This is a genomic window from Bacillus cereus group sp. BfR-BA-01380, from assembly GCF_022663535.1.
Classification (GTDB): Bacteria; Bacillota; Bacilli; order Bacillales; family Bacillaceae_G; genus Bacillus_A; species Bacillus_A cereus_BB.
Map to the genome: position 1 here is coordinate 25,125 of NZ_JAKUFS010000032.1, position 20,711 is coordinate 45,835.

The window sequence follows — 20,711 nt, forward strand, 5'->3', positions numbered from 1 at the left end:
TGATGAATCATATTACGATTATGCTGATCAAATTTATATCCTGTATGATTGCTTTTGCAATTGGTCTGGATTTATTCTTTGATGCAACAATTGTTGACATCTTTTCTTTTAGTTTATTTGTTACAATCGCTTCGTATATGCTAGGAGATCAAATTATCTTACCGCGAGCGGGAAATACCGCTGCACTCATGGTTGACTTTCTTTTTACTTATATGAGTGTATGGATTTTCGGCAGCGTACTTTTAGATAATTATATGCAAATTGCTTGGGGGAGTATTTTATCAGCAATTATCATTACAGGAGCAGAAGTTTGGGTTCACCGCTATTTAATGGATCGCATTGCTACTTATCAAACAATTGAAAGAAAACCATTCACTTTCAACAGATCGTTAGCTTATGGAACAGAGTTTGCTGAGGAGCAAGATGTTACTGATACGAAAAAACGAAAATAATGCAACCACTTCAAAGATTTGCGTGAAATGCTACTACGTTCTTAAACGAAAAAAAATCCTGAGAATTACTCTTTCTCAGGATTTTTCATCAATTTGAGGTCATTTGTTTACCAAACTACAACTCACTCCACATGACTCTCATGAAGAAGCCGATAATAAAGTGAAACTTTAATCAGTGGGGGTTTTCTTCATCCCCCACTGATTATCAGCCCTTACCAATCGGGCTTTTACGGACAGTTTATCTCCCGCCTAACTTCTTAAGAAAAGCGGAAGCGGCTCGTTCAGAATCGCAGGATGCCCACGCCCCTGACAGAGAGGCACTTTTCGCCTCGTCCGAGGGGGCGAAACAGCCGGAGATTCTAGCCGCTAGAGCTGGACAATGTCTTCTCCGAATTTTGAGGTGGGAGTATTACTGCCCACAAATAGCAGGATAAACGAAATGCAATAGCGAGATATTATGTAAAAACTTTTCATTTCAATGTTTGAGGTTTTCTCCAATACCCTCTATCTTTATGATACAAAATCAAAGCAATCACTAAAATTCCCGATGCAATCCAAATCGATCTGTTCCCTATATGAATAGTAGTAAATGTACCTAACATTGCACCAAGTATAAAAGAAAGAATAATAACAAGAAATTCTTTAAATCGTTTTTTCTCTTCCTGATTATGTTCTATAAATGCTAAATATGCTGCCTGCGTTACGGTTCGAAGATTCCCTGTTGTCATCGTTGAATTGTAGGCCCACTTGTCTAGTTTATTAAAAGTAGAGATTTGTAAAGATGATACAAACGAAATACATACTGTTACCACTATGTTAGGTATACTTTTTGGCAAAATACCTACAATGATTAAAACGATACATTCAAGTATCAGAATAGATCGTCTGTAACTATGTAATGCTTGTCTTATATGAGGAATCTTTACTACTTCTGATATTAAAACCCCTAACATAAAAGCTAGAATAGGCGGGATATAAAGCAAAGCATTATGCCATTCTCCGTTAGCCGCTCTTATAGCGAGTAATACTACATTCCCTGTCTGTGCATTGGCAAACACGCCGTCTCTGCTAATGAAAGTATAAGCATCTAAAAAACCTCCAACTACAGCTAACAAAACACCCAAATAAACAGAGTTTGAAGATAATGAGGGGATTGGACTTAGTTTGTCTTTCATATTATTATCTCCTTGTACCTTATGTTACAGATGTTATCCATTTATATAAGGACAACATTCCTATGAAATCCTTCCCAGCATTTTCGAAATTTCTATCTTGCTGTTGTTTCCTTTTACTTTTTCCTAATATGATATACTACCATACCAAGTTTTTTAACTACAATCAACACAATTATTTAATATATTTTAATTTCACATATTTCGCCCTCATAAACGAGTATCAACTTAATGGAAAACTAATTTATTCCTAGTACAATCGTCCAAAATATGTAAAGATAAGTATAGAAAGAGGACAGTCTATCAAAGAGTCTTACATAATGAAGAACTGCTACAAAAAACTCTCCCCCACTGATTAAAGTTTCACTTTATCAAAAATAACCCCAAAAGTATTCATACACAGAATTCCTTTTGAGGCATCATCTTCAGAAATTCCGATGGATAAATACTCATACAATTCACTTGAACCTCTACATTCCATTTTGGCGAAATTGTTGAATCGTTCAGATCGTTGATTTGTATTCAAAATACCCCTCTTCACCAGAAGTAATTTTCTGATTTTTATAAACAATTTCATTATAACTGAAACTATTGTTATGGTAAATTATTCCTGTTATAGCAATATATGAAATGACGAGGAGACTTATAAAAACAAAAAGTACACCACTATAGATAAGCGATGTACCCTTACATATACATTAGAAACAGATTGTTTATCCTTTTTGATAATATTCTTCCATAATGTGAGGTGGCACCATTCCTCCACCTGTTGCCCACATAATATGCGTTGCTTGTTTCATTTTCTCTTGCAGATGATTTTCTTGCATATATTGCTGTTGCTTAAAGAGTTGAACTGGTCCGTATACACTTGCCAATGCTGACGGCTCTAATTTTATTCCTTCTGTATCAGCCAAAGCCTTTAGTAATCTATATAACTCTTGGTCACTAACTGTGTAACAGCCGCTTAATAACGGTTCCATCACTTTCCCTACAAATCCTGATGCTCTTCCTACCGCAAGACCGTCAGCTTCCGTCACATTATCAATGCCAAAGTCTTGGACAGAAATTTTATCATGAAGACCTGTCAGCAAACCAATTAACATACAAGGAGAATGAGTTGGTTCCGCAAAGAAGCAATGTACATGATCACCAAACAATAATTTTAAACCGAACGCTACTCCGCCAGGGCCGCCTCCGACACCACATGGTAAATAAACAAATAACGGATGATCAGCATCAACAATAACATTTTGATCTTGCAGTTGTTTTTGTAAACGAGAAGCTGCTACAGCGTATCCAAGGAAAAGATTTTTTGAATTCTCATCATCAACGAAATAACACATAGGATCCGCTTCTGCTTGCCTTCTTCCTTCCTCTACTGCCTTACTATAGTCCGCTGCATATTCGATAACTGTAACATTTTTACTGCGTAGTAAATCTTTTTTCCACTGTTTTGCATCAGCAGACATATGAACCGTCACATTAAATCCGAGTTTAGCACTCATAATACCGATACTAAGTCCTAAATTCCCCGTTGAACCTACCGCGATTGAATATTGCGAAAAGAACGCGCGGAATGCACCACTATCTAAAATGGAATAATCATCTTGTTTATGTAATAAATGCTGTTCCAAAGCTAAGTCTTCTGCATGTTTTAGAACTTCATAAATCCCGCCTCTTGCTTTAATAGATCCTGATATCGGCAAACGACTATCACATTTTAGTAATACATTACCTGCGATATGCTGATTATATTCTTGTTCTAAATGTTGTTTCATAGAAGGAATTGCGACTAAAGGTGATTCAATGATTCCACCTGTATCTTTTGTTTCAGGAAAAGCCTTCGCAATATACGGCGCAAAACGTTTTAATCTTTCCTCCGCATCTTTTACATCGTCTTTCGTAAGAGAAGCTTTTTTCATTCCTGTTTCAAACTCTTCTTTATTCGGATTCGCCCAAAATACTTCCTCTGTCAAAACAAGTTTATTTAATAAAGGGTGCTTTTCTTTTAACGTTTGTATAGTTGTACTGTCATACTTCTTCATTCGTATATTCTCCCTTCTTAATTCCTACCATGTTATCATTTTAAAATTTAAATTTATTTATTATAATTAAAATAAATTTAACACAAAAACGAAATGAATTAAATATATATTAATAAATTTTAATTAAATTTAATTAATTAGTAAAAGGAGCATAAAAATGAATGATATAAATGTCGGACAAAAAATAGCAGAATACCGAAAAGCACAAGGCTTAAGTAGTCGGGAACTGGCAACACTCGCCAATGTCACTCCTTCTATGTTAAGCCAAATTGAAAAGGGATCAGCAAACCCATCTCTGCAGACTCTTAAATTAATATCTAACGCATTAAATATTCCTATGTTTAATTTCTTTTTGGAAGATACGAATGCGCAAAGCTTAGTTGTAAGAGCTGACCAACGAAAAAAAATTACCTTTCCTGAAAGTGAAAGTTTATCATACGAGTTACTTTCTCCCGATTTAAACGGAGCTCTCGAGCTTGCTCTGATGACTTTATTGCCGCAATCCTCTTCTTCGGAAAAACCACTGGAACATAAAGGTGAGGAAATTGCATTTGTTTTAGAGGGAACTGTTACCCTATATTTAAATCAAGAAACATTAACTTTACACAAAGGCGATAGTGTAAAAATCCCCTCTTACATGAAACATAAATGGGAAAATCCATATAAAAAGAAAGCGGTAGTCATCTTTGCGATTACCCCTCCTACTTTTTAAGTATTTATCAAATGCATGAATAAGACTATATGAGGTACCGTAAGGAAGGTGCAGGTTTACAACGCTAAGGAAGTCTCAACCCATTAAAAAAAGTCGATCTCTTAACCAAAAAATCGACTTTTTTTATTTGTTCTTATTCAACTAAAGCTCCTGTTAGCTTAATAAGGAAAAAAGGTTACTAGAAGAATAATGGATTAATATTTTCTTAGTTATTTTAATCCTAACTTTGCACATAATTGATACAAAAAGTATAGTCCATGTAACTGTTCTTGATTACGTTTATTTAAATGCTGTTGGCACTCCCGGGCAATGCTTTTTGCCCCTTCAATATTGTACTCCTCCAAATTTCTAATAGATTTTTTTAATTGAACAATTTCGTGTGAATACACAGCGTTTTGTGTAAGCTTCATTAACAAAATTTTAATAAACTGATATGAATTAAAGTAGCGATAATTATTTTCACCTCTCTTTGCATTAACATATCTCTCTTTTTCCCAATATCGTATAGTAGAAGTAGAAATTTTTGTTTTATTTGCTACCTCTCCAATCGTCATTAGGTTATTTGCTATCGATTGAGAATCAACGATATTGTTTAGGTCTTTTATTATTCTAGTAGCTAACTCTTTTTCTTGATAGGTGACTGCTTGTATCTCGTTGATTATCCAGAGTGCAGAATTCAAATTTTTTTGTTGCAGTTTTTTTAATACAGCTGTTGTTATCTCCATTCCAAACCCGGGTGACATGGCTACTATACATTCAAAATATGCTAAATGTTCCTCCGTATAGATTCGATATCCTGTACCCAACCTTTCTGTGGGTGGGATAATCCCCCTTGTTTCGTAACTTCTTAAAGTGCTAGTACTTACATTTAACCTTTTCGCAATATCAATAGGCCTTATATTACTCTTCATTCTTTTTCATCCCTATCAACATTAAATTTATTATAAAGTTTATCATGTAATCCTCTTTAAAATAAGTATATACAATTGAAAACTTTATAATTGGCTTTAATGTTATAAGATTAAGGAGTAAGTAATAAAAAATGACGGAGGGATCTAATTGTCAAAATTAAACATTCAACCCGAAATGTCAATTGAAGAGTTAGGACAAAAAGTATCTGGTTATCTAAAGGACCATTGGGAAGAAGTTCTTGCAAATACCATTGAGGAACTCCAAAAATTATTTCCGGAGTATGAAGATGCCACGTATGGTATGTACTTAGATAAACTACTTCCTCCAGTATGGAAAGAGCTTGAGAAAGCAGGTTTTCAGTCTGCTGAAAAAACAAAAGAAGATGACTTTATTATTGCTGGGTGCTTAAATTTTAGAAATTCTATTGAAAAAGCAAAATGGGGAACGCCTGATCATGAAAAGCGTATCTTTTGGATTGTCATTGAAAACCAAAATAAACAATTAATTGGTACTTTTCTTTTTGAATTATCTCATTCTCATGTAAATTTCAACCTCCCTTCAGCTCCAAGACTAATGACTTTTACAAGTACTGAAAGAAATGAAATTACCAAAAAAATTCTAAGCCTAAACGAAAATTCTTGATTAATGTAACAAGAGACTGTCTAAAAAGGGCTTGATCCATCCAACAAGTAACAATACATGGAACTACCTACTATTTAAGTTCCTCCTATAGTCAAAATAAAGTGGCTAAAGCATTACGAGAAATGGGAGGATTGAAAAAACATTTTTATTTTAGATTATCTATCTGATAAAACCATGCATTGGCAAATCCAGAGAGGATTAAATACAGGAGAGACAAATGCACGCACTAGTACATTCTATATTCTTTGGAAAGCAAGGAGAATTACGTGAAAAAGCCTTTCAAGATCAATTTCAGAGGGCGAGTGCCCTTAACATAATTATTAATTCCATCAGTATATGGAATAGATTTATATAGTAAATAAGCCAGCATTTCTAGGAATTCACTCTAAAAATGCTGGCTTAACTATCATACAATCAGTTTTATCCCGCATTAACGGGCAGTAATACTCCCGCCTCAAAATTCCGCGAAAGCAAAGAAGTTAGGCGGGAGATAAACTACCCGTAAAAGCCCGATTGGTTCAACTAATAATCAGTGGGGGATGAAAAAAACCCCCACTGATTAAAGTTTCACTTTATTTCTTTTACATCTACTATATCCGCAAACCAACCTAATACTTTGTTATGATGGTGAATGATATCCTCAGCGCATAATTGCTCTGAGTCAAACGTACTATGCGCCCCTTGAATCAACGTTACTTTATACCCTTCACTAAACGCACGGCGAACGGTTGTATCTACGCAATATTCTGTTTGCAATCCACAAACGAACAGATGTTCAACTTCTTTTTCTTGTAAAACTTCACGAAGATTTGTTTTATAAAAAGAATCCGGTGTTTCTTTTTCCACTATCATCTCATTTGGCATTGGAGCAATTTTAGAATGAATGTGCCAACCTGCTGTTCCTTTTTCTAACGGATGCCCATCAGATCCATTATGCTGCACATAAATAACAGGAATATCCTGCGCACGACATTTTTGAATGATTTCCTGTAAATTTCGCAATAATTCTGAGCCATTATGTACAGGTATACCTACTGTATACATACCTTCTTGCACGTCAATTACTATAAGCGCTTGTTTCATTACACACAATCCCCTTCATTTTTATATTCCATTATCCAACAATCTTCCCATACCCCTTCATGCAATTCATGTTCTTTCAACACTTTCACTTTTTGAAATCCACACTTCTCATAACAACGAATTGCCCTTTCATTACTTACTCTTGGGTCCATCGCGATTGCGAATGCTCCTAATTCATTCTTAATATATGTAATTGCAGCCAGTACAAGTTCTGTACCAATTCCTCGATTCCAGTACGCTGTTTCTCCGATAAATTGATCCATTCCCCACACATTTTCTCTCTCATCATATCCATATAACGCTTTCCATTCTGGATCTAAAGGATATATTTGTATATAACCGATAGATTTGTTTTTGTATTCTACAATACACCTTTTCTCTCCCGAACTACTTATATAACGCTCTCGAACTTGTTCTGGTGACCGCGGTTTGTCTCGTCCTTCATAAAAGCATAAAACTTCAGGGTTTGATAGCCAGTTTGATAAGGTTTGAACATCATTTTCTGTTACGTATCGAATCGATAAATCTTTTTTCTGAAATAACATAATCCTCCCCTGTTCACAATAGTCTCAATGTTCATTTTCATTAAATATTACAAAAATAGAGTTTACATAATATTATTATTACATTTCATTCGAAGAAAGCATAGCTACTTTTTTAGCTTTCTCCCTTCTTTTCATATACATTTCGATCACTAAACTAAGCAACGCGAAGAGAAAAATAATCCCACCTATTTGGAAAGTTTGATTAAAACTATTCATAACCGCATGTTTATATTTTACTTGAATTTGTTTATAAAATTTATTATTTTCACTCGCATCCTTCATTACACTTTGCTGTGAAGTTATTAATTTTAACTCTTGGATCATTTTTTCCTTTTGTAAACTTGTTTGATTACTTTCATAAATGATTTTTTCCGCTTCCTTATTTACTTTTTCTTTTTCAATAGATAGTTGATGATTTAACATAACAACTAAAACAGCTACCCCAACAATACTACCTACTGTTCTAGAAATATTTGATACACTTGATGCAATACCCGCTTTTTCAGTTGGTACACTTAATACTGCAGTTGTTGTAAAAGGAGCGAGTGTACAACCTGTACCAATACCTACAATCATAAGCCTCCATACATAGTCCCAATCCGTATCGTTTAATGACATATGACCAAATGAATAAGAAGCAATTAAAAATGCAATAATCCCAATACAACCAATAGCAATACTTCCACGCTTAGCAGAAATTGGTGTCATAATTGCAGTCACCACCATTGAAACAATTGCTAATGTACTAATAATCGTTCCGGCCCGAAGTTCACTCATTCCTTCTACTTCTACTAGATAAAAAGCAAAAACAAATAAAAAGTTCATAAGACCCATTCCCACAAAAAACAAAGCGAGATTAGCAAATGAAAACTCCTTGTATCTGAATAAGTGTAAAGGTAACATCGGATTTTCACTTTTCTTTTCAATGATAATAAATAATACGAAACTTATAAAAGAAATGATAAACAGAGAACTCATAGTTGCGTAGTTTACACTTTGTTTATTCACTTGTATAAGAGCATATACAAGTGTAAACAAAGCGAATGATGAAGTAATCATACCTGGCCAATCTATTTTACGGCTAGCTGTATGATCATAAGATTCTTTGATTAAAAAGAAAACGAAGAATAAAGAAAGGATACCAATCGGAACATTAATAAAAAACACCCAATTCCAGCTCCATTTATCTGTTAAAACACCGCCAAGAGAAGGACCAATCGCAGCAGCTAAGCCGCCAAAGGCCCCCATAATCCCACTAATCATACCTTGTTTTTCTTTTGGAACAAGTTCTAATCCAAGTGGCATCGCAACTGGAACAATAATAGCAGCAGACATCCCTTGGAGTACACGAAAAATAACTAACATATGAAAAGAAGAGGCAAATCCACACATTAGTGAACTAATTGAAAATCCTAATAAACCAATAACAAACAACATCTTGCGACCAAATTGATCTGCAAGACGTGCCGCAATTAATAAACATGTAACAAACGCAACGTTATATCCATTTGCAATCCACGAAATATTGTCTATTGAAGTATGAAACGTTTTCGTCATTTCTGGAAGTGCAATGCTCACAATATTTGAATCTAAGATCGCCATAAAAAATCCAGAAACTAATGCAAATAGTGCAAATAATTTTCTCATATCCTTATATCTCCCTATTTATCCCGCATTAACGGGCAGTAATACTCCCACCTCAAAATTCGGCGAAAGCAAAGAAGTTAGGTGGGGGATAAACTGCCCGTAAAAGCCCGATTGGTTCAACTAATAATCAGTGGGAGATGAAGAAAACCCCCACTGATTAAAGTTTCACTTTATTTTCCTTATAAGAAACCCCGTTAACAAAAAGATTTACACTTGTCTCTATGTATTCTTCTAACTTAATACCCTCGTCAGTTAGGCTAACATTCATAATATATAAAAATAACTGACCATAAAACATGTTTGCTATTAATCGATAATTGCACGGTGCAATGTACCCTTTTTCACTAAGTTTTTGTAAATATGTTTCTAAGTGATCAACTAAATGTGAATTTAATTCATGAAGCAGTCGTTTCATCTCACTATTTTGTCTGGATTCAAGTAAAGCTGCCCAAATATAATTTAACTTTGGAAGGTTAATCTGTATGTATGTTTCTGCAATTGTTGTAAGGTCTTTACTTAAATCACCAGTAAACTGCTCATCCAATCCTTCTAACAACGCAACTGGTGTTGTTCGTAAAATAATACTTTCTCGAAATAAATTTTCTTTATTTTTAAAGTTACGAAAAATGGTTAATTCGCTTACCTCTGCCTTTTCAGCAACTTCACGAATTGTAGTTGCTGTGTATCCTTTTTCACCAAACAATAAAACAGCTGCTTCAATAATCTTTTCTCTTGCTGATGTTTTTCTCATTTTATTTCCCTCCATCCAATATGTAAGTAAGTGGTTACTAACATATTACCATAAAGAAAAATGAAAGTAACTAGTTACTTTCATTTTTTAGAAATATTCTTCCATTTAACAGAACGATATAATTTCATCAACTATTAACTTGTATTGCCTTAGAAGAAATAATGGCATTAATGTCCTAGATACGCTTTTAAAATACTTTCACCTATTTTTAAATAGAAAACATTTTTCAAATACTATTTTTTCTCTACTTGCTTTATAGCACTGTATATCTTTTTCTTCATATCTGAAAATTATTTTTCTCAAGTAATTTCCAACTGCTAACGGTATAAATAAAAATATTTGTACATATGTTGAAGAGATGGAAATCATGATACAACTAAACTTTGAAGAAAACCTGTTAACAAAAACTACGTGGTGTTATTACAAAGATTATCTTCCCCAACAAAAAGTTGCCTCCTTACTACATATATCTAGAAATAAGGTTGTCCGTTTACTAGAGAAGGAGCGTGGAATATAATGACTGCTCTATTAGCTTATGATGCTGGAACCGGTAGTATCCGAGCTGTCTTATTTAATTTACAAGGGAAGCAACTTGCTGTTAGTCAACGAGAATGGGTTCATCTAGAAAACTCACGATATCCAGGTTCAATGGATTTTGACATAAAGGAAAATTGGAAGCTTATTCAAGACTGTACAAAAGATGTACTACAAACAAGCGGTGTTTCCCCTTCTTCTATTCAAGGAATTAGTGCAACAAGCATGCGCGAAGGATTTGTTTTATATGACAAGGATGGTACTGAAATTTGGGCGTGTGCCAATGTTGATAACCGTGCGGCGGCTGAAGTTACACAACTTAAACAAATACAATCTCACCTTGAACATGATATATATACAATATCAGGGCAAACATTCGCTCTAGGTGCATTACCAAGATTAAAATGGATTGCAAAACATCAACCTGACATTTATGAAAGAGCACATTCTATTACAATGCTAAATGATTGGATTTTATATAAGTTGTGCGGCGTATTACAAATGGATCCTTCCAATGGATGTACGACGGGAATTTTTAATTTACATACTAGAAATTGGGCTCCAGAACTAATAGAGAAATGCAACCTCTCATCAGTACTCTCACCGAAAATAAATGAAGCTGGAACTATTATTGGAAACGTAACAAAACAATGCGCAGCAGAAACTGGATTATTCGAGGGAACGCCTGTTGTTACTGGAGGCGGAGATGCGCAAATGGCTTCTCTCGGTTCTGGAGTTGTCAAAAGCGGGCAAACTTTCATTTGCGGCGGAAGTTTTTGGCAACAAGAAGTGAACGTAAGCAATCCTGTACTAGATCCAAACGCTCGCATTCGTGTAAATTGTCATGTTCTTCCTACTCTTTGGCAATACGAAACAATTGCCTTTTTTCCCGGTCTTGTTATGCGCTGGTTTCGCGATGCTTTCTGCCTGGAAGAAAAACAGCGAGCAGAAGAACTAGGTATCGATGCTTACGAATTATTAGAGGAACAAGCAAAACATGTCCCAGTTGGATCACACGGTATCATTCCAATTTTTTCTAATGTCATGAACTATATTTCTTGGCGACATGCATCTCCCTCTTTTATAAATTTAAGCTTAGATTCAGAAAAGTGCGGGAAGAAAGAAATGTTTCGAGCAATTGAAGAAAATGCAGCTTTCGTAACATATGGAAATTTAAAGTTAATTGAAGAATTAACAGGACAGTTCCCGAAAGAGGTAGTCTTTGCTGGAGGGGCGTCAAAGGGAAAGTTATGGTGTCAAATTGTCGCTGATGTATTAGGTGTTCCTGTAAAAGTACCAGTGGTTAAAGAAGCAGCCGCTTTAGGCACAGCAATTGTAGCAGGGATTGGTGCCGGTATTTATCATTCAATGGAGTCTATTTCTGAACAATTTGTAAAATGGGAAACAACGTATATACCAAACAATGAAAACCATGAACAATACCAAAAACTATATAAAAACTGGAAGGCTGTATATCAGCAGCAACTCCAATTAGCTGATCAAGGCTTTACTTCTCATATGTGGATTGCACCTGGCGCTCTGTAAATTGTTACAAAAAGGAGTGAAAAGCATGTTAAAAGTAAATGAAGAAGATTTCTCCTATCGCTTCGGTGATAATGGACCAAAATATTTAGTAAAGGGCCCTAATATTGATATAGGTGTTGTTGTCATTAAACCAGGGCAAGATTTTCAACACCATTATCATACAACTTGTGAAGAAATTTTCTATGCATTAGAGGGTGAAATAGATTTCTATATTAATCACGTAAAAGTTCCTATTAAACAAGGTGACGTCTTACAAGTTCGTCCTCATGAATCTCACTATCTCATCAATCGTTCTTCACAAAATTTTAAAGCTCTCTTTATTAAGTCACCTCATTTGCAAGAAAAAGATACTGTACAAACAAAAAATCCAAACTGTAATTAAGGAGTGATACCCTATGACTTGGGGATTTCAAAATCGCTTACATACTATTTTGCCGGATGGAAAAGCAGTTATGTTAGCAATTGATCACGGTTATTTTTTAGGACCCATTCATGGATTGGAACAGCCTCTTGAAACAGTAAAAAGCTTACTCCCATATACAGACTCTCTTTTTTTAACGAGAGGCGTTCTTAATTCTTGTATACCAGAAAATTGTAAAACTCCTATGGTCCTTCGTGTATCAGGCGGGGCTACTGTAGTTGGAAAAGATCTTGCGAATGAAACAATCGTTACCCCAATAAAAGAAGCTCTGCGTCATAACGTAGCTGGAGTTGGCGTATCTGTCTTTGTTGGATCTGATTATGAAACACAAACTGTAACAAACCTTGCAAATGTTGTATCTGAAGCGCACGATTACGGCTTACCTGTACTCGGGATCACCGCGGTAGCAAAAGAACTTCAAAAACGAGAAGCACGTTTTTTAGCGTTAGCGTCACGTGTATGTGTTGAAATGGGTGCTGATATCATTAAAACGTATTACTGTGAAGGCTTTGAAAAAATCACAAGTACATGTCCAGCTCCAGTTGTGATTGCAGGTGGACCAAAGTTAGACACAATTGAAGCAGTGCTTACAATTACATACAATGCACTGCAAGAAGGTGCAGTTGGTGTTGATATGGGACGGAATATTTGGCAATCCGGACATCCGGCTGCGATGATTCAATCGATTCATGGCATCGTAAAAAATGGATTAAATGTAAAAGAAGCGCTAGAATTATATAATACTATTACAAACTAAACATTCAGACCGTATCTATATTCACGATATAAGAACAAGTAATAGGCTTTATCCAAATTACTTGTTCTTTTCTAATTTCATAAATTTTCTTACTTGTTTTATCAAGCATGCTGTCAATTTTTTTCTTTCCCCTCCAACATCTCAATAACTCTATCTAATTTCTTCTCAATTTCCACTAAAGAAGTGCTTTGACTAGATTGATTGATGAGTCTCCTGCGTATAAACGCACCAAGTGAAATAAAAAATAACAGTATTAAAGCGAAGAATAGAATAGTAAAAATGATATTTATAATTGAAAAATGGTCCAACATCCTATCTCCCCCCTATTTCTTCTTTATTGAAATTCCCTTTAAAAAGATTCTTAAGTTAAGAGGTTATTCCCTTACAAAACTTTAAAGTTAAATCTAATTTTTCTTTCTCTTTCAACAAGTCCATTACTTGACAAACAGCTACCGCAAACTCTGCAAACGCAGTACCTTTTGCAGTTATTATTGTGTCTTCCACTTCAATATCTGCTCCTGTATATACCGATGTTTCAAATAGGGATTTGTTATTCTCATATGTATGCTGAAGACACGTAAATTTTCTACCGTTAAGTATCCCTGCTTTCCCCAACAAAATAGCGGAAGCACATATAGAAGCAATGGGAATATGTAAGTGAAAGGCGTTCATTAACATCTTACTAACAATTCTCTCATCTACTATTTCATGAACGCCATCTCCTCCAGAAATAAGGATGAGATCAAATTCATTTACTTTAATTTCAGATAAAGAAGCTTCGACTTGAATCCTTAACCCACCAATACTTTCTACTGGTTTACCATCTACGGAGACAGTAGTAATTTTTACTTTACCCATTTTTCTAAGCAAAAATAATGCGTGGGCTACTTCAAAATCAGCGTATTGTGGATAAGCGAGAAACAATACTTTTTTCATACAATAATCATTCCCCTTTACATTTATTATTCAATTACTTTTAAAACCTTAAACATTTCTATCCGGTACTTTTAGAATAAATCGAGAAGGTTTTCACTTCCGAATTATTAGAATAATCAATATGGAATCTTGTATAATGAAAGCAGTAATAAAAATCTACAATAAACGGACGGTGTTATATATGAATGAAACTCTTACCATACAAGAATACTCTTCTGACTATCAATCTCAAGTTTTAGATTTAATTCTTTCCATCCAACAAGATGAATACAATATTCCTATTTCAAAAGAGGATCAACCTGATTTACTTAGCATAGAAAGCGTTTACCAATTTGGTAACGGTAATTTTTGGGTTGCACTTTATCAAGGAGAAGTTGTAGGCACGATCGCTCTTTTAGATATTGGCAATCGTCAAGTAGCATTGAGAAAAATGTTTGTAAAAAAAGAGTTTAGAGGCAAAATATTTCAAACAGCTAGTCTTTTATTACATAATACGATTGCATGGGCAAAGACAAAAGAAGTGAAAGAAATATACTTAGGAACGACGTTACAGTTTGTAGCGGCCCATAAGTTTTACGAGAAGCATCATTTTGAAAATGTAGAAATTGATAAATTACCTACAAGTTTTCCTGTCATGCAAGTAGACAAAAAGTTTTATAAATACACCGTTTCATAACTAAAGACTCGCTTAATTAATAGTGTTGATTTATCATTGCTTCTTCGTTTATCCAAATTTATATATATTAATTAGATGGTAATAAATTCTCGAACGGTGCTTATAAAAGATTCCTTCTCTTCAACGAAAGGAAAATGATTGCTATTCTCAAAAATTACTAATTTAGAACCTGGAATCAATGTATGTATTTCTTTTGAGTACAAAACAGGGCATTGAACATCATATTGACCACAAAGAATAAGAGTAGGGAAATGAATATGTTTTAATTTAGCGCGAACATCATATGTTTTAAGATCACTATTATAAGCCCTCATTCTTTTTCTAATAATTTTACTAAAGGATTGCTCACTAAAATACTCATTATACTTTTCTGGTTTATGGAGAGACAGTTCAATCAACTTCTTATTAGCTATTTCTTTCTTTGTTTTCGAAACAAAGGGTAACATCAATGATAAAAATATCTTGGATACCACCTTACGATGTTGCCCTGTTTTAAAATTATATATGCAACTTTCCGAATTTAAAAACTCGTTAGATGCGGAAGTATCACATAATATAAGCGAATCCAATACCTGAGGTTTACTGGTAGCATATGTTAACCCTAAAAATCCACCCGCAGAATGTCCAGCAAAAGACCATTTTTGGTACCCTAACTCAGTTCTTATGCTTTCGAGGTCTTTAACAGTCTCATTCATTGTCAGTTCATTTGAGTTTCGAGCCTTTGATGAATTTCCAGCCTGTTTTAAATTAACTAAGATAACCTTGTAAAAGGATGATAGACAATCTGCAAAAATTGAACCTTTACTGGAGAATTCTTGGTATAGGTGTGTTATACACAAAGGTTTGCCATTACCACTAACAAAAATTTCAAAGGAACCTCTTTCTGTATTAATAATTTTCCGTTCGTAATTTACCAATTCATTCACCTACTTTACTGTTTCATTAAAAAAATAGTTGTAGACTGAAAAATTATTTTCTGTACATGAAAGCATCTTTTGTTAAGATAAAACCAACGTATCACAAAAGGTTTAAAAGTCTCTTCAGAAGATTTGAAAAGACTTCCGTTCGCATAATTAGTGGTATCGGATGTTAAATTATAACTAGTCTTTTAGTTCAAGATGATTTCATTACTTCTTCTAAAATCTTATTTATAAACTCACTTTTACCTTCCACATAACGCACTCGATCATTTACTGTATTTGCTAATTCCTTTTTTAATCGACCATATTCTTTAGCAGCTTCTGGATGATTGCGAAGATAATTACGAAACACTAAATGTCTTGCAAGTTCCTTATTATCTTTACAGCAAACATATAAGTGGTGTTCCATCCATATTCTTTTTTCTCCATGCCATGGCGTGAAATGATCTTTTCTTCCAAAAGCTTCACGCCCTTCAACGCCTAGATTACCTTCATGATAATAACCTAATTTCCCAAGCTTTTGAGTAACTTTTGGAAGCATGCTTCGGTTATCCATTACAAGGTCTAAATCTATAATAGGTTTTGCACTTAGATTATTGACTGAAGTACTACCAACATGTTCAATGGACAATAATAAGTCGCCTAATTCGGCTTCAAGAACACACTTTAGATCTTTAAAAATAATTGACCATTCTGGATTATAATCTTCAATTCTTATTCCACTCTTAGTCATTAACATAGCCACCTTTTTGCTCGTTTATTTTTCCTACGATTAATATTATGGGTGGTTAATACCCTAAAGTGGAGGGAATATTTTGCGTAATAGACAGAAGGATGACTCCACTGACATTTTTGACCGTACATTTATAGGGAAACCTGGATGTATGTTGGTTCTCATTGCACTAGTAATCATATACATAATTTGCAACATTCTAACAAATCGAGTGGTTATTTTCGATATTTATCTGGAATGGTTAAGCCACTTCTTTCATCATCCCAAGCCACTGAACTAATTTTCCAACCACTAGGAGTGTGAATAAATTGTATGGTTTTCATGCCCATTGTAGCAAAAGCTTCGCTAGATAACACTCCAGATTTTTGATATAGACTGAAGCGATGAGCGATATTGCCGAAAATTTCTGTGATCTCGTACGTTTCTTCTTCCTTAAAGTCAATCAAATGCCCTTCTCCCAATAGTTTCTCACGAGGCTCGATAAACTGCTGAAAATTATAAATGACAGGAGACGAATCCGTATTTTTGATGATCACAGCTTCTGGAACAAATAATTCGTACAATACACGTATATTAGGTTTAATTCCATTTTGATTGGTAAACGCATCAAAAAAGGTAGCAGTTAATTGATCTAGAATCATTTTTGTATCGAATGATTCTAGATGGTTATTTATATGGTTTTCATTTTGTCTATCGTAGGCAAATAATTTAAGTTCTTCAGGATCATTAGGCATTCGAACCAATCGTTCAAACTGCAACCCCACTTTTTCGAGAAGCTTGGCTGAAGCGTGATTGTCTTTAGTAGTAATCGCTACAATACGATTTAGCCCCAACGTATCTTTTCCATATGTCATTATCGCGGAGGCTGCTTCATAGGCGTATCCTTTTGACCAATACTTTGGAAGAAAGGCAAATCCAATATCCACATCCTCTAAGGAATCTCTTTTTATCAGACCGCAGATTCCAATCGGTACATGATCCTCTTTTCGTTCCACCAAAAAAAGATAAAAACCGAATTCTTCATACATACGAATTGGTCCATTCAAAATATAGGCAACTGAGTCTTCTATTGTTCTCAAACCTCGATCGCCAATGAACTTCAACCAAGAGGGGGCGTTCATAAGCTCAAGGATAAATGCCGCATCGTCGGTTGTTTGTAAGCGAAGGGCAAGTCGATCTGTTTCTAAAATTTTCAAGGAAAATACACCAGCCTTTCAGTATTTTTAGTCCACTTACTCAATAGAAAAAGACTAGACTTAATATCTGAACTTTACTTCAAAAGCGATCGTTTTTTGGTGATTCTAGGTGGTGCTTTTATATTCCGCTTCTTAAACTTGCTATGATTAGAAAATATAAAAAAGAAGATAGTTAAGGGTACAAATTAACAAAAGACCTAATATGTTAAATATTAATGTTTTAGCATTCATTGGTTTGTAAATTAGAGATATTATAAAATGTAATCCTGCCATCGCATAAAAAATAATCGGGTTTTTTAATAAGACAAAAAATATAACAGATAAAACGATTATCCCCGTACTATAACATTCTTCTGCTTTACTAGCATATCGAGAAAACATTCCATCCCTCCTTTCTATTTTTCACAAAAATTACATTTATTTCTTTTTGTGAAAAATAGTATCATATATGATGTACGAATTATTTGTAATGTGGGAATTGATAGTGGCAAAAAGATTCGCGAGGTCTCACCGCATCGCCATCAAGCTAAGAAACTCATTGTTCCCCAAAACGAGAAAATTGGCATCTCCAGGTGAAAATGTACATTTTTTTGTTTTGGGGACGTTATAAAATTCTTAAGTTGATGAGCACGAGACTTAAAGTATCGCAACTTTTTTATGAACATCATAACTTTATTTCAAATCCACAGTAATATCTTTTAGCACGGCACAGCACTTAGTTTATCTTTATTTATTTTCCTACAAAATCTATTCAATTCATTGAAAGCTTCCCATAATGCATCCACTGCTACCTTTCTATCTTCTTCTTTTATCAGAACCCAAATCGTCTTATGACTATCTGCAGCTTGTAAGATTTGCACACCTTTTTTCCATAAAGCAGAACTGACTTGTGCTACGATTCCTGGCACCCCAGAAAATTCAACTGTTCCTTCTATGGTTACCTTAATACACCCTGGATTGATTTCAGGAATATAGTCTAACTGTTCGATAATTGTAATGACCTTTGCTAATTTTTCATTCTCTACAGAAAATAAGACTTCCTCTACAGATATGTGTACAAAATCAACCTTAATTTTTTCTTTAACAATCTGATCAAATATCGAAATTGGGAACATAGTATCTATTTCTTTTTTCTTTACTTTTATTTGATTTATTGGTGAACTACAAAAAATATTTGTTTTAAATATTTCACTCATAATCATAATCTCCCATCTTTAAAACCATTCATTTTTTCCAACCTCTATACTCTTTATATTTTTCAGAATATTACTTCTTATTTTAAATCAAAAGAATAGCCCAGTAAATCCAAAATTTGTATTTTATAATTACTAAAAATAACATGAAAAGTATCCTACTTTTCCTATTAAAAAGCCTAATTTCTCAATTTATTGTAGAGAAATTAGGCTTTTTTCATCACTCCATTAAAGCGCCCTATAGTTTACTGACTTGATTTACTAATTATATCTTCAATCATTCACTTTGAACTACATAGATATAGTTTTTGTTGCAACTGTTTGTTGAAATGCCTTATCATGCTCAACAATAACCATTGTGGGATTAAATTGTTGAATAAGCTCTTCAATCTGCATACGCGAATAAATATCAATAAAATTTAATGGTTCATCCCATATATATAAATGAGCTTTTTCACATAAACTTTTAGCGATAAGCAGCTTTTTCTTTTGTCCACCAGAATAATAAGATATATCTTTCTCAAATTGAATTCGGTCAAAATCCATCTTACGTAGGATGGATTTAAATAGCGTCTCATCAATCTCGTGCTCTTCAATAAAGTCCGATAACGATCCCTTCAAATGAGAAGTATCTTGTTGGACATAGGAAATGATGAGTCCTGAGCCTAAATTAACTGAGCCTGTATGCTGTATTGGATGTCCTAGAATTAGTTTTAGGATACTACTTTTCCCGCTTCCATTCTTTCCATCAAGTACAATTCGGTCCCCTTGTTCAACTATGAAGCGAATTGATTCATTTACTATTTGGTCATCATACTTAACAGACACATCAGTCAAAACAACTAATTCATTTGACTGAAATTTCAATTGTTCTAATTTTAGCGACTCAGTTTTCTCCACATTTTTTAGTAATTTTGACTTTTCTTCAATAGCTTTTTGCTGCCTTGATTCAAGGTTCTTCGCTCTCTTCATCATCTTGGCCGCTTTATGTCCTACAAAACCCTTATCTAACTTAGATCCTGAATTCCTTGTTCCATTTTTGGAAGCTTCCACTTGATGAGACCAACCTGCTGAAGTTTTTGAAGACTGTTTTAATCTCCCTATGTCTTTTTGTAAACGCTCATTTGTAGCCTCTTCGTGTTCCTGCTGTCGATCAAAATTTAACTTCCAAGAAGAATAGTTACCACTTTGAACTTCAATATTTGCCCTATTTATAGATAAGATATGGTCAACGCATCCATCTAAAAAGATTCTGTCATGTGAAATCAAAATAAACCCTTTTTTCTTCCTTAGATAATCAGAGACCATCTTTCGTGCATCAGTGTCTAGATGATTTGTTGGCTCATCAATTAATAGAAATTGACCCTCATTCAAAAACAGTGCAGCAAGCAACACCTTTGTTTGTTCTCCATTTGATAATGTTTTAAATGGTCGATACATAGCCTCGGCATCAACATTTAAATAGGATATTTCACGCAGAAATTCCCAATCTTCTGCTTGGGGACAAATTTCTTCAAGAATTTCATGAGTAAACTTGTTCTTATCTGAAACTGGGTAAGGGAAATAATTAAATTCTACCGAAGAAGTGATTTTCCCACTATACTCATAATTCCCTAATAATAAATTAAAGAATGTCGTTTTACCTCGTCCATTTCTACCAATAAACCCCAGTTTCCAATCCGTATCTATTTGAAAATTTACACCTTCAAAAATATCATCAAAGCTACCTGGGTATGAAAAAGTTAAGTCTTGAACTTTTATCATTGACATAATAATTCCTCCTTTATATATCAACACTTTTCATATAAAGTCGGAATATCCATCAATTTTTTAATTCCT

The 20,711-nt window shown here is 34.2% G+C and carries 21 protein-coding genes and 3 pseudogenes; 9 read left to right on the plus strand and 15 right to left on the minus strand.

Annotated features, from left to right (window positions below; genetic code table 11):
- The first annotated feature begins 2 nt into the window (after positions 1 to 2).
- A complete protein-coding gene (locus MR076_RS22120; protein WP_242224229.1) occupies positions 3 to 452 on the plus strand; it encodes a YndM family protein in 450 nt (149 codons plus the stop codon).
- A gap of 470 nt (positions 453 to 922) precedes the next feature.
- Here MR076_RS22120 and MR076_RS22125 read toward each other — a convergent pair whose 3' ends face one another.
- From MR076_RS22125 to MR076_RS22135, 3 genes are all read right to left on the minus strand, one after another.
- A complete protein-coding gene (locus MR076_RS22125; protein WP_242224196.1) occupies positions 923 to 1,627 on the minus strand; it encodes a YoaK family protein in 705 nt (234 codons plus the stop codon).
- Between the two features lie 352 nt (positions 1,628 to 1,979).
- Complete coding sequence (locus MR076_RS22130; protein WP_242224198.1) at positions 1,980 to 2,150, minus strand: hypothetical protein; 171 nt, start codon at positions 2,148 to 2,150, stop codon at positions 1,980 to 1,982.
- A 187-nt stretch (positions 2,151 to 2,337) separates the two neighbouring features.
- Entirely contained in the window at positions 2,338 to 3,669 is a 1,332-nt protein-coding gene (locus MR076_RS22135; protein ID WP_242224200.1) for a D-serine ammonia-lyase, read from the minus strand.
- A 157-nt stretch (positions 3,670 to 3,826) separates the two neighbouring features.
- On the opposite strand from MR076_RS22135, the gene MR076_RS22140 reads away from it, so the two are divergent.
- A complete protein-coding gene (locus tag MR076_RS22140; RefSeq protein WP_242224202.1) occupies positions 3,827 to 4,381 on the plus strand; it encodes a helix-turn-helix domain-containing protein in 555 nt (184 codons plus the stop codon).
- Positions 4,382 to 4,590: 209 nt separating this feature from the next.
- Here MR076_RS22140 and MR076_RS22145 read toward each other — a convergent pair whose 3' ends face one another.
- Positions 4,591 to 5,292 carry a MerR family transcriptional regulator gene (locus tag MR076_RS22145; RefSeq protein WP_242224204.1) on the minus strand — a complete coding sequence of 234 codons (702 nt, stop codon included), beginning with the start codon at positions 5,290 to 5,292 and terminating at the stop codon, positions 4,591 to 4,593.
- A gap of 148 nt (positions 5,293 to 5,440) precedes the next feature.
- Between MR076_RS22145 and MR076_RS22150 the strand changes: the two genes are divergently transcribed.
- Positions 5,441 to 5,935, plus strand: a complete 495-nt coding sequence (locus tag MR076_RS22150) for a DUF6022 family protein (protein WP_242224205.1) — start codon at positions 5,441 to 5,443, stop codon at positions 5,933 to 5,935.
- Positions 5,936 to 6,009: 74 nt separating this feature from the next.
- A pseudogene (locus MR076_RS22155) lies at positions 6,010 to 6,278 on the plus strand (Tn3 family transposase); the annotation flags it as partial.
- A gap of 224 nt (positions 6,279 to 6,502) precedes the next feature.
- Here the strand turns inward: MR076_RS22155 and MR076_RS22160 are convergent.
- The 4 genes from MR076_RS22160 to MR076_RS22175 all read right to left on the minus strand — a co-directional run bounded on the left by MR076_RS22160 (position 6,503) and on the right by MR076_RS22175 (position 9,961).
- Positions 6,503 to 7,018: a cysteine hydrolase family protein gene (locus tag MR076_RS22160; RefSeq protein ID WP_242224206.1), complete on the minus strand. Its 516-nt coding sequence runs from the start codon at positions 7,016 to 7,018 to the stop codon at positions 6,503 to 6,505.
- On the minus strand, positions 7,018 to 7,563 hold the full coding sequence (locus tag MR076_RS22165; protein WP_242224207.1) for a GNAT family N-acetyltransferase: 546 nt from the start codon (positions 7,561 to 7,563) through the stop codon (positions 7,018 to 7,020). Before MR076_RS22165 ends, MR076_RS22160 begins: the two co-directional genes overlap by 1 nt.
- Before the next feature lie 78 nt (positions 7,564 to 7,641).
- Positions 7,642 to 9,210 (minus strand): MFS transporter, encoded by a 1,569-nt coding sequence (locus MR076_RS22170; protein ID WP_242224208.1) that lies wholly within the window; start codon positions 9,208 to 9,210, stop codon positions 7,642 to 7,644.
- 157 nt (positions 9,211 to 9,367) lie between these two features.
- Positions 9,368 to 9,961, minus strand: coding sequence for a TetR/AcrR family transcriptional regulator (locus tag MR076_RS22175; protein ID WP_242224209.1), 594 nt, complete (start codon positions 9,959 to 9,961; stop codon positions 9,368 to 9,370).
- Between the two features lie 358 nt (positions 9,962 to 10,319).
- On the opposite strand from MR076_RS22175, the pseudogene MR076_RS22180 reads away from it, so the two are divergent.
- From MR076_RS22180 to lsrF, 4 genes and pseudogenes are all read left to right on the plus strand, one after another.
- Positions 10,320 to 10,469 (plus strand): annotated as a pseudogene (locus MR076_RS22180) (sugar-binding transcriptional regulator); the annotation flags it as partial.
- 8 nt (positions 10,470 to 10,477) lie between these two features.
- Positions 10,478 to 12,040 (plus strand): autoinducer-2 kinase, encoded by a 1,563-nt coding sequence (lsrK, locus tag MR076_RS22185; RefSeq protein WP_242224210.1) that lies wholly within the window; start codon positions 10,478 to 10,480, stop codon positions 12,038 to 12,040.
- A 25-nt stretch (positions 12,041 to 12,065) separates the two neighbouring features.
- Positions 12,066 to 12,422, plus strand: coding sequence for a cupin domain-containing protein (locus tag MR076_RS22190; protein WP_242224211.1), 357 nt, complete (start codon positions 12,066 to 12,068; stop codon positions 12,420 to 12,422).
- A gap of 13 nt (positions 12,423 to 12,435) precedes the next feature.
- On the plus strand, positions 12,436 to 13,218 hold the full coding sequence (lsrF, locus tag MR076_RS22195; protein ID WP_242224212.1) for a 3-hydroxy-5-phosphonooxypentane-2,4-dione thiolase: 783 nt from the start codon (positions 12,436 to 12,438) through the stop codon (positions 13,216 to 13,218).
- Positions 13,219 to 13,331: 113 nt separating this feature from the next.
- Here the strand turns inward: lsrF and MR076_RS22200 are convergent, their stop codons facing one another.
- Together MR076_RS22200 and MR076_RS22205 are read right to left on the minus strand one after the other, a co-directional pair.
- Positions 13,332 to 13,529, minus strand: coding sequence for a DUF4083 family protein (locus MR076_RS22200; RefSeq protein WP_242224213.1), 198 nt, complete (start codon positions 13,527 to 13,529; stop codon positions 13,332 to 13,334).
- Positions 13,530 to 13,584: 55 nt separating this feature from the next.
- Positions 13,585 to 14,154: a DJ-1/PfpI family protein gene (locus MR076_RS22205; RefSeq protein WP_242224214.1), complete on the minus strand. Its 570-nt coding sequence runs from the start codon at positions 14,152 to 14,154 to the stop codon at positions 13,585 to 13,587.
- Positions 14,155 to 14,335: 181 nt separating this feature from the next.
- Here MR076_RS22205 and MR076_RS22210 point away from each other — a divergent pair, with 181 nt between their 5' ends.
- On the plus strand, positions 14,336 to 14,830 hold the full coding sequence (locus MR076_RS22210; protein ID WP_242224230.1) for a GNAT family N-acetyltransferase: 495 nt from the start codon (positions 14,336 to 14,338) through the stop codon (positions 14,828 to 14,830).
- Between the two features lie 71 nt (positions 14,831 to 14,901).
- Here MR076_RS22210 and MR076_RS22215 read toward each other — a convergent pair whose 3' ends face one another.
- The 5 genes and pseudogenes from MR076_RS22215 to MR076_RS22235 form a co-directional block, all read right to left on the minus strand.
- On the minus strand, positions 14,902 to 15,747 hold the full coding sequence (locus MR076_RS22215) for an alpha/beta fold hydrolase (RefSeq protein WP_242224215.1): 846 nt from the start codon (positions 15,745 to 15,747) through the stop codon (positions 14,902 to 14,904).
- A 196-nt stretch (positions 15,748 to 15,943) separates the two neighbouring features.
- Entirely contained in the window at positions 15,944 to 16,483 is a 540-nt protein-coding gene (locus MR076_RS22220) for a GrpB family protein (RefSeq protein WP_242224216.1), read from the minus strand.
- A gap of 680 nt (positions 16,484 to 17,163) precedes the next feature.
- A pseudogene (locus MR076_RS22225) lies at positions 17,164 to 17,679 on the minus strand (GNAT family N-acetyltransferase); the annotation flags it as partial.
- A 698-nt stretch (positions 17,680 to 18,377) separates the two neighbouring features.
- The gene (locus MR076_RS22230; protein ID WP_242224217.1) at positions 18,378 to 18,875 is read right to left on the minus strand and encodes an ACT domain-containing protein; all 498 of its coding nucleotides are present in this window, start codon (positions 18,873 to 18,875) and stop codon (positions 18,378 to 18,380) included.
- A gap of 288 nt (positions 18,876 to 19,163) precedes the next feature.
- Complete coding sequence (locus MR076_RS22235) at positions 19,164 to 20,642, minus strand: Lsa family ABC-F type ribosomal protection protein (protein ID WP_242224218.1); 1,479 nt, start codon at positions 20,640 to 20,642, stop codon at positions 19,164 to 19,166.
- Between the last annotated feature and the right edge of the window lie 69 nt (positions 20,643 to 20,711).